This is a genomic window from Tissierella carlieri (assembly GCF_018917285.1).
GTDB classification, from domain to species: Bacteria; Bacillota; Clostridia; order Tissierellales; family Tissierellaceae; genus Tissierella; species Tissierella carlieri.
In genome coordinates this window covers 36,209-51,892 of sequence record NZ_JAHLOH010000018.1, presented here as the reverse complement: position 1 = coordinate 51,892, position 15,684 = coordinate 36,209, and the positions used below count along the sequence as shown (strand labels likewise).

General features: G+C 30.4%; 18 protein-coding genes and 1 tRNA gene. 3 read left to right on the top strand and 16 right to left on the bottom strand.

All coding sequences use genetic code 11. The annotated features are described in order from the left end of the window. Positions 1-104: 104 nt before the first annotated feature. Positions 105-287 carry a hypothetical protein gene (locus tag KQI38_RS04315; protein ID WP_216556285.1) on the bottom strand — a complete coding sequence of 61 codons (183 nt, stop codon included), beginning with the start codon at positions 285-287 and terminating at the stop codon, positions 105-107. A gap of 192 nt (positions 288-479) precedes the next feature. On the opposite strand from KQI38_RS04315, the gene KQI38_RS04310 reads away from it, so the two are divergent. Further along, positions 480-830, top strand: coding sequence for a hypothetical protein (locus KQI38_RS04310; RefSeq protein ID WP_216556282.1), 351 nt, complete (start codon positions 480-482; stop codon positions 828-830). Positions 831-965: 135 nt separating this feature from the next. On the opposite strand, the gene KQI38_RS04305 is transcribed toward KQI38_RS04310, so the two are convergent. Then, the gene (locus KQI38_RS04305; RefSeq protein ID WP_216556279.1) at positions 966-1,466 is read right to left on the bottom strand and encodes a GNAT family N-acetyltransferase; all 501 of its coding nucleotides are present in this window, start codon (positions 1,464-1,466) and stop codon (positions 966-968) included. A 163-nt stretch (positions 1,467-1,629) separates the two neighbouring features. Here KQI38_RS04305 and KQI38_RS04300 point away from each other — a divergent pair, with 163 nt between their 5' ends. Then, on the top strand, positions 1,630-1,902 hold the full coding sequence (locus KQI38_RS04300; RefSeq protein WP_216556275.1) for a hypothetical protein: 273 nt from the start codon (positions 1,630-1,632) through the stop codon (positions 1,900-1,902). 29 nt (positions 1,903-1,931) lie between these two features. Here KQI38_RS04300 and KQI38_RS04295 read toward each other — a convergent pair. The 6 genes from KQI38_RS04295 to KQI38_RS04270 form a co-directional block, all read right to left on the bottom strand. Beyond that, a tRNA-Sec gene (locus KQI38_RS04295) sits at positions 1,932-2,028 on the bottom strand. A 61-nt stretch (positions 2,029-2,089) separates the two neighbouring features. Beyond that, the gene (locus KQI38_RS04290) at positions 2,090-2,785 is read right to left on the bottom strand and encodes a response regulator transcription factor (RefSeq protein ID WP_216556272.1); all 696 of its coding nucleotides are present in this window, start codon (positions 2,783-2,785) and stop codon (positions 2,090-2,092) included. Positions 2,786-2,812: 27 nt separating this feature from the next. Continuing rightward, positions 2,813-4,723, bottom strand: coding sequence for a selenocysteine-specific translation elongation factor (gene selB, locus KQI38_RS04285; protein WP_216556269.1), 1,911 nt, complete (start codon positions 4,721-4,723; stop codon positions 2,813-2,815). Positions 4,724-4,726: 3 nt separating this feature from the next. Beyond that, the gene (gene selA / locus KQI38_RS04280; RefSeq protein WP_216556266.1) at positions 4,727-6,148 is read right to left on the bottom strand and encodes an L-seryl-tRNA(Sec) selenium transferase; all 1,422 of its coding nucleotides are present in this window, start codon (positions 6,146-6,148) and stop codon (positions 4,727-4,729) included. An 18-nt stretch (positions 6,149-6,166) separates the two neighbouring features. Continuing rightward, positions 6,167-7,201 carry a selenide, water dikinase SelD gene (gene selD, locus KQI38_RS04275; RefSeq protein ID WP_216556263.1) on the bottom strand — a complete coding sequence of 345 codons (1,035 nt, stop codon included), beginning with the start codon at positions 7,199-7,201 and terminating at the stop codon, positions 6,167-6,169. A gap of 12 nt (positions 7,202-7,213) precedes the next feature. Then, complete coding sequence (locus KQI38_RS04270; RefSeq protein WP_216556260.1) at positions 7,214-7,843, bottom strand: helix-hairpin-helix domain-containing protein; 630 nt, start codon at positions 7,841-7,843, stop codon at positions 7,214-7,216. Positions 7,844-7,976: 133 nt separating this feature from the next. Here KQI38_RS04270 and KQI38_RS04265 point away from each other — a divergent pair, with 133 nt between their 5' ends. After that, complete coding sequence (locus KQI38_RS04265) at positions 7,977-9,248, top strand: D-alanyl-D-alanine carboxypeptidase family protein (RefSeq protein WP_338114440.1); 1,272 nt, start codon at positions 7,977-7,979, stop codon at positions 9,246-9,248. A gap of 177 nt (positions 9,249-9,425) precedes the next feature. On the opposite strand, the gene KQI38_RS04260 is transcribed toward KQI38_RS04265, so the two are convergent. From KQI38_RS04260 to obgE, 8 genes are all read right to left on the bottom strand, one after another. Further along, positions 9,426-10,808, bottom strand: a complete 1,383-nt coding sequence (locus KQI38_RS04260) for an L-cystine transporter (protein ID WP_216556254.1) — start codon at positions 10,806-10,808, stop codon at positions 9,426-9,428. Between the two features lie 874 nt (positions 10,809-11,682). Beyond that, positions 11,683-12,063: a RidA family protein gene (locus KQI38_RS04255; RefSeq protein ID WP_216556252.1), complete on the bottom strand. Its 381-nt coding sequence runs from the start codon at positions 12,061-12,063 to the stop codon at positions 11,683-11,685. Between the two features lie 13 nt (positions 12,064-12,076). Beyond that, positions 12,077-12,424, bottom strand: a complete 348-nt coding sequence (gene rsfS / locus KQI38_RS04250) for a ribosome silencing factor (protein WP_216556249.1) — start codon at positions 12,422-12,424, stop codon at positions 12,077-12,079. A gap of 103 nt (positions 12,425-12,527) precedes the next feature. Beyond that, on the bottom strand, positions 12,528-13,100 hold the full coding sequence (yqeK, locus tag KQI38_RS04245; RefSeq protein ID WP_216556247.1) for a bis(5'-nucleosyl)-tetraphosphatase (symmetrical) YqeK: 573 nt from the start codon (positions 13,098-13,100) through the stop codon (positions 12,528-12,530). Next, positions 13,093-13,710 (bottom strand): nicotinate-nucleotide adenylyltransferase, encoded by a 618-nt coding sequence (gene nadD, locus KQI38_RS04240; protein WP_216556244.1) that lies wholly within the window; start codon positions 13,708-13,710, stop codon positions 13,093-13,095. The genes yqeK and nadD overlap by 8 nt, the downstream gene beginning before the upstream one ends. Before the next feature lie 66 nt (positions 13,711-13,776). Next, positions 13,777-14,070, bottom strand: a complete 294-nt coding sequence (gene yhbY / locus KQI38_RS04235; RefSeq protein ID WP_216556242.1) for a ribosome assembly RNA-binding protein YhbY — start codon at positions 14,068-14,070, stop codon at positions 13,777-13,779. A gap of 18 nt (positions 14,071-14,088) precedes the next feature. After that, positions 14,089-14,268 carry a hypothetical protein gene (locus tag KQI38_RS04230; RefSeq protein ID WP_216556239.1) on the bottom strand — a complete coding sequence of 60 codons (180 nt, stop codon included), beginning with the start codon at positions 14,266-14,268 and terminating at the stop codon, positions 14,089-14,091. A gap of 20 nt (positions 14,269-14,288) precedes the next feature. After that, complete coding sequence (gene obgE, locus KQI38_RS04225; RefSeq protein ID WP_216556236.1) at positions 14,289-15,557, bottom strand: GTPase ObgE; 1,269 nt, start codon at positions 15,555-15,557, stop codon at positions 14,289-14,291. Positions 15,558-15,684: the final 127 nt, after the last annotated feature.

The window sequence follows — 15,684 nt, the reverse complement described above, 5'->3', positions numbered from 1 at the left end:
TGATGATTTCATAGACGAAGCTTTATCATATGCAAAGCGAAATTTAGAGCAATCCAAAGAAACTTAGAGCAATTCTATGAAGATATTGTACTATTTTTTCATATTTAGTTTACAGAGCCATAAAATGAATCTGGGTTTTGATTTGTAGCTATACTCAAATTCCGAAAACAATCACAACAAATTCTTCGATAATCATTATAATATTCATTACTATAATTAACTACATCTATATCTGAATTCACTTTTCCACCATAATATTTCATTTCATGTACAATAACTTCCGCCATTTTTACCTCCCCTCCTAAATAATCCTATTATTACACTCCCTATTACCTCTACTACTGTAAATATACTTACTTTTTATATCTGTTAAACCTTTCCATTCTACACCTCCAAAAATATTTAATTTTTTTACATTAATCTACTTTTTAATCATACAATACTAGTTTTTTGCCAATACTAACACTGGAGGTGTTAATATGAAAAAGATTATTTTTGTAATATTTATCTGTATTTTTACTTTAGTAGCTTGTAAGAACAATCCTAATACTAATGAAGTTACATTACCTACTCATCCTAATATGGAATTTGTCGAAATCGTTCATCAAGCTAAAGAAGAAAATGAATATACCACTACACTTTACACAGTAAAGAATTCAACTCAAGAACAAGTTACAGAAGAATATATAAAAATACTTGAAAATGATTCTTGGAATATAACATTTGTTAATAAGCCACTTCTCATAGAAGCAACAAAAGAGAATAAAGAGATAATGATATTTCTTTTTAATAAGGATAATGATGTCACTTTGGCTATTTTATCTAGATAATATTGAAATCATAACCATCTGTAAATAGAGTGTACTCCAAAAGTTAGGCTATAATTTTAACTTTTGGAGTATACTTCATTGAAGGTGGTATTTATAGACAATAAAATACCGTAAAATTCTTTTCTAAATAAATTGTTAGTCTAATATCTTTTCATATTCAATCCTACATGGCTTAAACCCACAGCGTTCATGAATTCCCCTTGATGGAATATTTCCATAGCCTGTACCTGAACGAAGAATATTTGCACCTCTCATTTTAGCAATTTTCTCTGTATATTCTATAGCATATGTTCCAATTCCAGATTTTCTAAACTGCTTTGTAACTGCTATTTCATTAATTTCTGCAATTGATAAATTATAATCTCTTATATCAGAGAAAGTTACCCAAAGATATCCCAATACTATTCCATTTTCATCCTCTAATATATCTGCAATTGTTCGATTGTCACCCATGCTCTTAGATAGAGTGGAAATGAACTCTTCAACTTGATTTTCAGTATTCAACCATTTTTGGTAGTATATTTCATATGGTGTTTTTTTAGCAAAATCCGATTCACATTCATAGTTTATTTCACAATGGAACTCAAGTAATATTTCTCTATCTTTAACAATATCTATTCTCCTATGTCTTATCATAACTTCACCCTCTTAATTCTTCTCATTATGCTAATCAAGTCTATATAACAAGAAAATTATACCATATTTTTTATAATTTTATAGCAAATTTCTATTTTAGAATACCGTATTATTCAGTTTTCAAGGTTCAATTACACATAAATGACAAACTCTTAGGGCTTAAATGGCAAAATGTGGACAAAATATCAATATACAAAGAAATTTAATTAGAAATGGAGATATTAGAATTGGATTATATTTAAAATATCCTAAGACAGAGGATAGTACGAGAACCCTAGCTTTATCTGATAATGTTATTGAATTATTAAAGAAACATCAAGAAGAACAAAATGAATTGATTACAGAACAAAGAAGTCTATATCAAAATGAAGGATTTATTTTCTGCAATGATGATGGCTCTAATATTGACTCGTCAGTTGAACAAAACAAAAAATAAAAAAAGCGACCTAAGTCGCTGATTTACTATGGCGGGAGTATGTGGGAATCGAACCCACCTAAGAAGCTACTAACCCCTCACGCTGGTTTTGAAGACCAGAGGGCCCACCAGGACCCATCTACCCCCAAATTAAGAACAAAATCCATTATACAACAAATTTTGACCTTTTTCAAGCATTTTTTACAATTTAAAATTTAGAATTATTAAAATAATAGCCTACTCCCCATTTAGTCATAATATATTCAGCATCTGATGAATCTTTTTCAATCTTTTCTCTTATTCGTCTTATATGAACGTCGACTGTCCTTAGATCACCATAATATGCATAACCCCATACTAGTTCCAACAATTCTTCTCTTTTAAAAACTTTTCCTGGATTTGAAATAAGAACAAAAAATAAATCGAACTCTTTTCCAGTTAAATTTATATTTCTATCTTTTATATTTACCTTTCTACCTACAGTATTTATTGTGAAATCCTGTATTTTTACCACTTGGTTATTAAGTTCTACAGATTTATAGTTTACTCTTCTTAATATTGCCTTAATTCTTGCCTTTAATTCAAGGATATTAAAAGGTTTAACAACATAGTCATCTGCTCCATATTCAAGTGCTAAAATCTTATTAATATCCTCATCTTTTTCAGTTATTACTATAATTGGCACTTGAGAAGCATTTCTAATGGCTTGACAGATATTCAAGCCATTAGAATCTGGTAATATTAGATCAAGTAATACTAAGCTATAATCATTTATACTTACTCTCTCTATAGCATCCTTTCCATGATGCATTATATCTATACTATATCCGTCTTGCTCAAGGCTATACTTTAAGCCCTTCACAAAGGATTTATCATTGTCTAATATTAGTACTTTTTTCTCCATCTCCTCACCCCTGTACTTGAGCATTAATCATTTGTTTAAAATTCTAATATCTTTATCTCTTTTTGTTATTTTGATTTGATCAAAATATTCAAGAAGAGCAAGGGCTACCTTCCTATTTGTATTTAACAAATCTCTATACTCACCTATCGATATTGAATCTTTGTTTGTAAAATGTTCTTTCAACTTATCTAAACCTAAGTCGTAAGCTTCTTTAGAGATATATACCTCTTCATTTAATTTGATAATATCTCCATTATTCAACAGAGAAATAAATACTTCTTCTATTTCATCTTTCTTCTCACCAATTATAGACTCTAAATCCTCTCTTCTTGGTGGCTGATACGGATTTTCTTTGAAGCTTCTTAAGATATCTTGGCTGATTTTCAATTGATTCTCATTGAATTTTATTTCAAATCCATTGATTGAAATATTTTCAAGTTTTTGTTCTAAATATCCTTTCTCAATTAACAAGTCTATAAATGCTTCAGCTACTTTTGGCTTTGCATTCTTTAAAAATCTACTGCGTATTTCTTCCTTTGGCATACCTGCCCTTAAAGGATATTTAGAATGAAAATTCTTGAGTTCCTCTAAAATTTTATCTTTAACCTTATTAAAATAATTTATATGAATTATATGCAGATCCTTAGTGAGGGAAAATGATATAACCTTTTTATTTTCTATAAGTTTATTTATCTCACTCTTTATACTTTCTTCTAACATTGCAGTAAAAACTGCTATTTCTTTCGTTGTTGGAAATTCCTTTGATTTATCCTCAATGATATTTTCAATAATATCTGTTGATGAACCCATCTCTTTAATCTCTAATTCTTTTATTGCTTTATCATCAAATCTTTTTTTCTTTTTTGGATTAGGTTCTAATATCTCTCCACCACCTATTGTAAACATAGGTGAATAAAATCTAATGATAAACTTCTCTCCCCTCTTAGCTACTACCTCTTCTTCCAGTCTAAGCTGCGCATAAGCTTCATCACCAGGCCCTATTTCTTCCTTATCTAGTAAAACAACACGGCATAATACTTCCTTTGTGCCTATATATAGCCTTAGTCTTGTTCTATTATCAATATATCTATCTATATTTTTAAGAAGCTTAATCTTTACATCAAGCATCATAGTATCATTCATGGAATTAACTGGTGCTATAGTATCTCCTCTATCAATATCTTCCTTTTTTAATCCTGCTAAATTAGCAGCTACCCTTTGTCCTCCATAGGCAATACTAGCATCTTGGTCATGAACTTGTAATGTTCTTATTCTGGCTTTTTTATCTCCTGGAAATACTTGAACTTCATCTCCTATCTTAAGTTGTCCAGATAATAAAGTACCTGTTACTACAGTTCCAAAACCTGATATAGAAAACACTCTATCAACTGGAAGCCTAGGCATATCATCTACATCTCTATCCTTTAGCTCAGCTGCATATCCATCTATAAGATTGATAATCTTTTCAATCCCCATTTTAGTAGTGGAGGAAGCTCTTATTATAGGGGTATCTTCAAGAAATGTCCCCTTTATTTCCTCCCTTACTTCCTCTTCAACCATATCTATCCATTCACTATCTACTAAATCAGACTTTGTAAGAACAACAAATCCCTTTTTTATACCCAATAAGTCTAGAATATGCAGATGTTCCAATGTCTGAGGCATTATGCCTTCATCTGCTGCCACAACTAATAGAACAATATCTATACCTATAACTCCTGCAAGCATATTCTTGATAAATTTTTCATGACCTGGTACATCTATTATTCCAGCTCTTTGCCCTGAAGGTAAATCAAAGTAAGTGAAACCTAGTTCAATTGATATTCCTCTTTCCTGTTCTTCCTTTAGTCTATCTGTGTTTCTTCCGGTAATAGCTCTAATTAAAGTTGTTTTACCATGGTCTATATGACCTGCTGTTCCTATAATTACATGTTTCATTTATTAAACTCCTTTAACCTTATTTAAAGCAAAACTTATTCCTTCAACGATAACATCAAATTCTTCTTCTTTAATAGTTCTTAAATCTAGATATACTCTATCCTTATACAATCGAGTAATAATTGGTATATGAAATTTTCTCAAATTATTTTCAAATTCTTGAGTACTCAAATCATTCAGAGTAAGTACTATGCATTTAGTAGGTAATTTTTCTAAAGGTAAAGAGCCTCCACCGACTTCTGAAAAATTATCCTCTATATTTATTTGCAAAGAATCATCAAAACTTTTCTCATCCATTCTTGATTTAAGTTCTATTGCCTTTTTCTCTATTTCCTCTAAACACATAACAAGCATAGTTAAGGTTGGAATTTCTTTAACTGCTGTTCCTTCATCAAGGTAATACCTTAAAGTTGCCTCAAGTGCAGAAATAGTAAATTTATCTACCCTAAATGCCCTTGTAAATGGATTTTTTTTCATGGCTTGAATATATTCTTTCTTACCAACTATAACCCCTACCTGCGGTCCCCCTAAAAGTTTATCACCGCTAAATGTAACTATATCTACACCTTTTCTTAAAGATTCCTGAACTGTTGGCTCATACTCTATACCATATTTAGATAAATCTATAAGCACACCACTACCTAAATCCTCAATAAGAGGTAAATTGTATTTCTCCTTTAATGGAATCAATTCCTCAGAGTCAACATTTGATGTAAATCCTAATATTCTATAATTACTAGTATGAACTTTTAATAAAGCTCCTGTATTTTCATTTATAGCATTTTCAAAATCCCATAGATGAGTCTTATTTGTTGTACCAACTGATACTAAAGATGCTCCACTTTGTTCCATTACATCAGGTATCCTAAAGGAACCACCTATCTCAACTAACTCACCACGTGATACTATTACTTCCTTATCCTTAGCCATAGTACTTAATACAAGTATCACTGCAGCTGCATTGTTATTAACAACCATAGCTGCTTCTCCACCTGTTATCTCAGCTATTATTTCCTCTAAATGACTATATCTAGAGCCTCTAGATCCAGTTTCTAAATCATATTCTAAATTGGAATAATTAATTGCAATTTCCTTAACATTGTCCATAATCTTTTCATTGATTAATGACCTTCCTAAATTAGTATGGATTACAACTCCAGTAGCATTTACTACTCTTTTTAATTTATATGCGTTTTTTTCATCTGCTCTCTTTTTTATTTTAAAATCAATATTTTCGATTTCATTAATTATTTCTTCTTCTGAAAGTATTTTTCCTTTAATCTTTCCTCTAATTTCTTCTATTTCCATTCTTATACTATCTAATACAGTCTTTCTTGGTATATAATTTAATAGTTCTTTTATACTATTTTTGTCTAATATTTCATCTACTTTAGGTATTAAAGTAAATAGATTTTTCTCCGCCATGTAATCCCTTCCTTATTTCTATTCTACTATTACATAATACTCCTGCCTCTCACATACCTCTCCTACCACTGCATATTTAGTAGGTGTTGATTTTAATTCTTCTAAAAGCTTGCCTTGTCTTTCCTTGGGAATAGATATTAGAAGTCCACCAGACGTCTGAGGATCAAATAAAATATCTTCTATATCCTTTGGTACATATTCATTAATATAGACATTCTCTCCTGTATGAGTTCTATTTGCATATGCACCTGCAGGAACTAATCCCATGCGAGCATATTCTAATGCATTAGAAACTATAGGAATACTCTTGTGATTTATCTTTATGGTCACAGAACTTCCCATAGCCATTTCTAGGGCATGACCGAGTAATCCAAACCCTGTTATATCTGTAAGACTATTAACGCCTCCTACACGATCTATAGCCTCCTTAGCATACTTATTTAGAGTGGACATTACCATAACTGCTTCATCATAGGTATCTTTATCTGCTATCTCACCTTTTATAGCAGTATTTATAATACCTAACCCTAAAGGCTTAGTCAATATAAGTATATCTCCTGGTTTAGCGTTACTATTTGTAAGAACTTTATCTGGATGTACAAATCCTGCAACTGATAAGCCATACTTTGGTTCATCATCTTCTACAGTATGCCCACCTACTGTAATAGCTCCAGCTTCTTTTACTTTATCATATCCTCCCTTTAATATTTCAGCTAATATATTTGGACTTAAACAGTTTGGAAAACATACAATATTCATGGCTAGCTTTGGTTCGCCACCCATGGCATAAACATCCGATAATGAATTTGTCGCTGCAATTTGTCCAAATGTATATGGATCATCTACTACTGGAGTAAAAAAATCTAATGTTTGAATCATTGCTAAATCATCATTTATTTTGTATACAGCTGCATCATCAGATGTTTCTAATCCGACTAATAAGTTTTTATCATAAGTTTTTGGTAAATGGCACAAAACTTGTGCCAATATATCGGGACCGATTTTAGCCGCTCAGCCAGAGCTTTTTGTTAATTGAGTTAATTTCTTTTCCATGAGTACACCTCTTTAATTTACTATAATTAATTCCTTTATCCCTTCAAATTTTTTATCTCCTATACCTGATACATTCTTAATATCTTCAATGCTTTTAAATGGATTAGTAGACCTATATTCAATTATTCTTCCTGCAATTGTTTCTCCTATACCAGGTAATGATATTAAATCCTCTTTACTACAGGTATTTATGTTTATTTTACCAGATTCTTTTTCACTAGAACCTGTTGCAGCTAATATCTCTATTTCTTCTGAAGTATCTTCTCCTATTTTAGGTATATATATTTTTTCTTCATCTACTAATTTCTTTGCTAAATTTATTCTATCTATATCTGCATCTTTTTTCAATCCCCCAGCTAATTTTACTGCATCAATTAGTCTATTGCCTAATTCTAACTCCACTATACCAGGATTATAAACTTGTCCACTTATATGCACTATGATAATCTTGTCTTCATTATTTATTATACTATTATCTTCTATTTCTTCTGTATCCTTTTCATCTTCAGAATTAGTTATTTCTATAGTATTACTTCTTGATTCAATTATATCCCTTATGAAAAATTTAAAACCTAAAGCAAGAATAATTGTAAAAACTATTAATAGTATAACTATTTGCTCTCTCTTTGTAAAGGAAACCATATACATCCCCCCCTAAATATGTTCTTATTTGTTAATATTCGACCTATTTTTTGTTTTCCCTTCTTTTTTTAAAAATATTTATACTTAATTATTTATGACTTTTCTGATATAATCTTAATATCAAGATGAGGTGGTGGATAATTTGAAAAAAATTTTAGTTTTATTTATTTTTGTATTTCTATTTAGTACATATTCCTTTTCATATGCTGATGATTTAACCCTATCTGGAGAAGGAGCTATTTTAATTGATATGGATACATCGGAAATTTTATATGAAAAAAATTCACACTCTCAATTTTATCCTGCTAGTACTACTAAGATTATGACTGCTATATTAGCAATTGAACATGGTAATATGGATGATATAGTTACCATAGATCAAGAAGTTGTGGATTTAACTGATGGATCTCATATAGCCTTAGAACCTGGTGAACAATTGTCATTAGAGCATTTGTTAAATGCTTTACTTATAGAATCTGCCAATGATGCGGCTGTTGCCATAGCAAAACATATTTCTGGTAGTGTAGAAAATTTTAGTAAATTAATGAACGAAAAGGCAAAATCAATAGGTGCTTTAAATACCAATTTTGTTAATCCTAATGGACTACCTAATGAGGAACATATGACAACAGCATATGATTTAGCATTGATTGGTAGGTATGCAATGGAAAATGAAAAGTTTAGGTCTATAGTTAAAAAATACACTTATACTATACCTATAACAAATAAAAAAACTGAACCAAGACCTCTGAAATCAGCTAATAGGCTTCTATATAGCACAGAAAAGATTGATGTAGATGGTAAATTAACACCTATTAAATATGATGGGGTAAATGGTGTGAAATCGGGCTATACAGTTGCAGCTCAGCAATGTCTTGTTACATCTCTAGAAAAAGATGGACATAGACTCATAGCTGTAGTATTAAAATCTAATGGTAAAAATATTTACTCCGACATTCATAAATTATTAAATTATGGAATTGAAAATTTTGAGAAAGTAAAAATTGGTTTTGCTAATAAATTCATTAATAATTTTAATGTGAATAATGGTGTCATTCCTTTTGTAGCTGGAGTTAGTAAATCCGATTCTCATTTTATAGTTAGAAAAGATCAAAAAGATAAGGTAGAAGAAAAAATTATAGTGGATGAAACCTTAGAAGCTCCAATATCAAAAGGGCAAGTAATTGGCAAGCTAGAATATCTTTTAAATGGCAAAGTTGTAGCCGAAACAGATATTGTCTCTACCATGGATGTAGAAAAGATACCGACTCCTAGTATATTTAAAAATATTTTAAGTAAATGGTATATATTAGTTTTAATAGTTTTAGTATTCGGAAGAATAGTGGCTTTAAATAAAAAAAGAAAAAGGCAGAGAAGAAGAAGGACAAGTTTATACAGAGTATAAGATATAAAGAAACCTAGTTAAATTTAACTAGGTTTCTTTATTTTATTATCATCATTAACTCCATTATTTATAATCAAATTTAAACCTCTTCAATCTTAAATCATTCAACAATACTGATATTTAACTAAAAGTCATAGTTATAGCATAATTATCCTACTTCCTATATCTACTTTCCTATTACCCTTCTATGCTTATTTCACCATTATATACCTCAGTATTTAATTCTCCCATGAGCTTGCTTGAAATAAGCCCTGCTACAATTGAATCACTTACATTAACCATAGTTCTACCCATATCGATTAATGGCTCTATAGCTATTAATAATCCTACTAATCCTACTGGTAAACCCATAGCTGATAGGACTGTTAAAGCAGCAAATGTTGCTCCCCCTCCTACGCCAGCTATACCAAAGGAAGACAATGTTGTAATTATAACTAATTTAATTAGAAAAACAGGTGCTAGTGGATTTATACCAACTGTAGGTGCTATCATTACCGCAAGCATTGCAGGATAAACACCTGCACATCCATTTTGCCCAATACTAGTACCTAATGAAGCAGACAGATTGGCATGACCTTGAGATACCCCCATTTTTTCTACTTGAGTTTCTATATTTATTGGTAGAGAGCCAGCAGATGATCTAGAGGTAAAAGCAAACATTAAAGGTGCTGCAGCTTTCTTTAAATAAATGATTGGATTTATCCTAAATACTGCTAAAATCACTAAATGTATAATGAAAACTATCAATAAAGCTACATACGAGGCCATTACGAAGTTAAGAAGTCTCAGTATTTCAGTAAAATTACTTGTAGAAACTATTTTTGCCATAAGTGCCAGTACTCCATAAGGTGTCAATCTAAGAATCATAGTAACCATACGCATTACTACATCATGAAGAGACCTTATAAGTTTAGTAAAATTTTCAGCTGAATCCGGTTTATTTTTTCTTATACCTATAGTAGCTAGGCCTATGAATGTTGCAAATACTACAACAGATAAAGTCGAAGAACTACCTTGACCTGTCATTGAATAAAATGGATTAGTTGGTATTATCTCAACTATCTGCTCTTGAATTGATTTTGCTTTAAAATCTTCTAAACGAGTCTCTAGATTTACAACTGCCTTTTGCTCATTTTCCCCAGATTGAAGGCCTTCAGCAGAAAGCTTAAATATATTAGCCGTACTTGCACCAACAAGGGCCGATATAGCTGTGGTTATTAGCAAAATAACAATTATTTGAGTTGCCATTTTACCTAAGTTCTTAGAATCCTGATTTATTATAGCAGATGTTATTGAAACAAAAATTAGCGGAATAACAATCATTCTAAGAAGTCTTACATAACCTGTTCCTATAATAGAAAACCAAGTATTAGACTGATTTACTACCTCAGATGACGCTCCAAAAATTAGCTGAAGCACTGCACCAAAGATAATCCCTAATCCCATTGCCAAGAGAACCCTAAACGTAAAAGAAAATCTTTTTTTCTTCAAAAATGCTAAACTGTAAATAATGATTAACATAACTATAATATTTATTATTACTACGAAATTCGTATTCATAACTACACTCCTTTATTTATTAATATTTTGTAAACTTAAATTAACTTTAAACATCCCTAATCTTCTAATTTTATATCCAATATCACCTCCTCTAAATTTCTACTTTTAGAAATAAAAAAACTCCTGCCCCTGATAACTCAGAGGCAGAAGTTTAACTCCGCGATCCCACTCTGTTTAGACAAAATAATAGTAATAATGTCTATCTCATTTCCAGCACTAACATGCTGTATCTCGATAACGGGAGATTCCGTAACAGTCTACTATCATTCGACCTAACATTCATAGGGGCACTTCAATTAAGTTTATGCATGGAGCTTTCTCAGCCTAGAAGCTCCTCTCTGTCTGGTCTACATAATTTACTTTCCCTAATCGCTATGTTTAATTCCTATTAAATTACTATGTTTTATATATAATAATACTTTATATATAAAAAATCAAGATGTTTTTTTATATATTTACATACTATTTCATTTAGACCTATTATGTTATTGTAAAATATCATAAATTTAACTTTGCTTTACATCCTTATTATACTTTTCTAATATATATTAAAATACGTCTTATTATGCCTAATGGCTTAAGTTCTTTGTTTAATTGAATCCAATTTCTTATAATATTTTTTACTTATTGAAGTAATAATCCATGCTTCTAATAAGATAAAATTTGAATTCATAGTATATAGTATGTTTTTTATATCATTTGGTAATATACTTTCTAAAAATAATATGAATAATATCTAGTAAAATCTTTTAATAGAAGTTATTAGAATTACAAAATTTTATAATAAAAAATGTTCCTACCTCATAAACAGATTTTTATTCCTTATCTGTCTACTTAATAAGAACATTTGAACTCAACTAAGCAAAGTTTTTATTTATATTATTGCTATAGCTTCAATTTCGATATCTGCACCCTTAGGTAAAGCTGCTACTTGTACTAAAGATCTTGCCGGCTTATGATCTCCAAAAAATTCTGCATAAACTTCATTTATTTCAGAAAAATCATTCATATCAGTAACAAATACTGTTACCTTAACTATGTTTTCGATATTTGCATGACCAGCTTCTAAAACAGCTTTTACATTCTCCAAGCATAATCTAGTTTCCTTTTGTATATCACCCTTAGATAACTCTCCAGTCTCAGGGTCTATTGGTAGTTGTCCAGATGAATAAATTATATTCTCAGATTTTACTCCTTGTGAGTATGGACCAACTGCTGATGGTGCCTTTTCTGTTGATAAAAATCTTAAAGTCATTATTTGTCCTCCTTTAGTTTAGATTATTTCTTTCTTTTTCATCAGACCATAATCTTTCTAGATTATAAAATTCTCTTTCTTCTTTATGGAATATATGGACTATTATATCATTAAAATCCAATAATATCCATCTTCCACTTTGATATCCTTCTTTTACAACTTCACCAGCCCCTGCCTCAATCATCTTATCCTCCACCTCATCAGCTATTGCCATTACTTGAGTAGATGAATTTCCACTTGCAATTATAAAATAATCTGCAATAGGTGTTAATTTTGATATATTTAGCACCTTAATATCAAGTGCTTTCTTATCTTCACATGCTTTAGTAATAATGGATAATTTGTTTTCTAAATCCAGCATAATTTACCCCCTCAAATCAATTTTTCTTACCTTAATCTTATCTTTACGCAATCACTCAAAGTCTTAGTCCTTTTAACCATCTTATATTAATAGAATATATCTTTTATTTATCGAATCTAGATTCTATTATTAAATAGTTTCTTGCTCTTATAGTATCAGGATGAATCACTTTATTTCTTTCAATTAAAAAGATTATTGTTTTTTCCATAGCTAATAAAAGAGCTTTATCTAAATTATCGAAGGCTAATCTCCGCACTTCCTCAACACCTGGAAAATTTCTATATGGTTCTATATAGTCAGCCATATAAATTATCTTATCTAATATACTCATTTTTTCTCTACCAGTAGTATGATAATAAATTGCATCTAATATTTCACTATCTTTTATTCCATATTCTTCTTTTGCTATTTTAGCTCCAAGAGGTCCATGGATAAGTTCATGATTATATTCCATACAAGCATCTAAAATTATATCAAAGTCAGATGCCCTTTTCAATAAATATGTTTCATCAATTATCTTAGCACAATCGTGTAAGACTGCAGCTGTTTTAATTTTTTCTATATCAATATTATAAGTATGGGCAAGTTCTATAGCAGTCTCCATAACTCTTATTGAATGGTTATATCTTTTTTCTCCTATGCTTTTTATTAATTTATTTTCCAAAGATTTATCCATCTATATTCTCCCTATTATATAGATTGTGTTCTAAAATATAATCTTCAACTAATTCAGGTACAAGATATTTTATACTTAATCTATTTCTAACTCTATTTCTAATTTCAGTAGAAGAAATTTCAATAAGTGGCGAGTTAACTTTTTCAAATTTAACTCCATAAAGTAAATTTAATTCCTTAATTTTATTATCTATACTTTCCTCTTCTTTTCCCGGTCTATAGAGTAAGATAAATTTACATAAACATATGAGCTCTTCAAAGTTTTTCCATTTATTTATTTCGAAAAGAATATCGGAACCAATTATAAAATATATTTCATCATCTCTATATTCTTCTTTTATTTTCATTATAGTATCAATAGTATAGGTAATACCAACTCTATTAATTTCTATAAATGATATTTCAAAATATTCATTTGAATCTATAGCTAATGAAATCATATCTGTTCTTTTCCTTGATTCGCTAATGTCTTTATTATCTTTAAAAGGATGTACACCTGATGGCACAAAAATTAGCTTATCTAGGTTTAAGGAAGTTCTAATATATTCTGCCCCTATTAAATGTCCATTATGAATAGGATCAAAAGTGCCTCCCATTACTCCAATTTTCATTGATTTCCTCCTCAAGTAATAATTAAACTTCAGAAATATGTAAGATTCTGAAGTTTATAATTTCCTTTAATTTGGTAATTCGATTTTTTTATTTTCTCTAGATTCTTTATACAAAACAAATTTATTTCCGATACTTTGTACAAACTCTGCATCTATTTCCTCAGCAATTTGACTTGCAACTTCAGTTGCATCTAATAAACTATTATTTAGTACCTTTATCTTTACTAATTCTCTTGCCTCTAAAGCATCTTCAACTTGTTTAATAAAATTCTCTGTTACTCCATTTTTTCCCACTTGAAATATTGGATCCATAGTATTTGCAATACTTTTCAAATAAGATCTTTGTTTTCCTGTTAACAACTGATCCACTCCTCTAATCTAAACTTCTATTTCTTTTCTTTGTCTTCTATGCTTTTCGTAGTCTGTATTACCTTTCTTCCAACCTGTTCTTGACTTTTCTCCTGGTTTATAATTCTCATTTACTACTACTTCATTCTTCATTAAGCAATAATATGTTGGTTGATTTTCTTTACAGTTTCCACAGCTTAAGCAGTCCATTTTGATAACTTACCCTCCATTTAATCAAAGAATTCAAATTCATATCCACAGATAAATACAGATTCATACTCCTGTATTCCTAATTCTTTAAGCTCATCTATTACTCCTTTTTTCCTCAACATGTCTTGGAAATATCTTAAAGAATCTACATCATCAAAATAAGTTGAACCTAAAAGTCTTTCAATAAATGCTCCTTCTACAATATAATTACCATCTTCTTTTTTCACAATTATTGAAGTATCAATATCTTCTTCGTGCATAAATTGTTCATCAAAAGTTTCATAGATAATTTCAGTATTAGAAAGCAAGTCCCATATAGCATATTTAAGTTCATCTATTCCTCCTGATGTTGCAGCAGAAACAGGATATATTTTATAACCCTTAGGTTCAAATTCTTTCTTAATCTTCGCTAAACCTTCCTCTGCCCCTAGTATATCCATCTTATTTGCCACTATGATTTGTGGCTTATCTATTAATTTAATATTATATTGACCTAACTCCTCATTTATCTTATAAAAATCCTCCACAGGATCTCTACCTTCGCTACCAGATGTGTCTAAGACATGTACAAGGACCCTAGTCCTTTCAATATGCCTTAAGAAATCATGACCTAGACCAGCCCCTTGATGAGCCCCCTCAATTAATCCAGGAATATCTGCTATAACAAAGGATTTTTCTTCACCCACTCTAACAACCCCAAGATTTGGTTTTAGAGTTGTAAAGTGATAATTTGCTATTTTAGGTTTTGCTGCTGAAACAATTGAAAGTATAGTTGATTTTCCCACATTAGGAAATCCTATAAGTCCTACATCTGCAAGAAGTTTTAATTCTAATGTTATATCTCTTTCTTGCCCTTTAGTACCTGGTTCCGCAAACCCAGGTGCTTGCCGTGTGGCAGTAGCGAACTTAGCGTTTCCTCTACCTCCTCTACCTCCTCTTGCTATGACAAATATCTGATCCTTTTCTTTAAGATCTACTATCACACCTTCAGTATTTGCATCTTTCACTAAGGTTCCAACAGGTACCTTCAGTATAATGTCTTCTCCAGCTTTTCCAAATTGTTTCTTGGTTCTTCCGTCTTCACCATTCTGTCCAGTATAAGAACGCTTATATCTGAAGTCCATCAGTGTTCTAATCCCCTCATCAGCTTTTAGGATTATACTGCCTCCATTACCGCCGTCTCCTCCATAAGGTCCTCCAGCCGGTTCATATTTTTCTCGTCTCCAGGCTACAATACCATCTCCACCTTTGCCAGCTTTGACATGTATTTTGGCCACGTCTATAAACATAATCTCATCATCCTTATTAGTTACTTTTCTCTGTATTTTTTATTTTTACAAATCGATAAATTTATTATACCAATTTTACTAAGTCTGTCAATTATTATATTGGATTTAAACTAATTTTAATTATTTC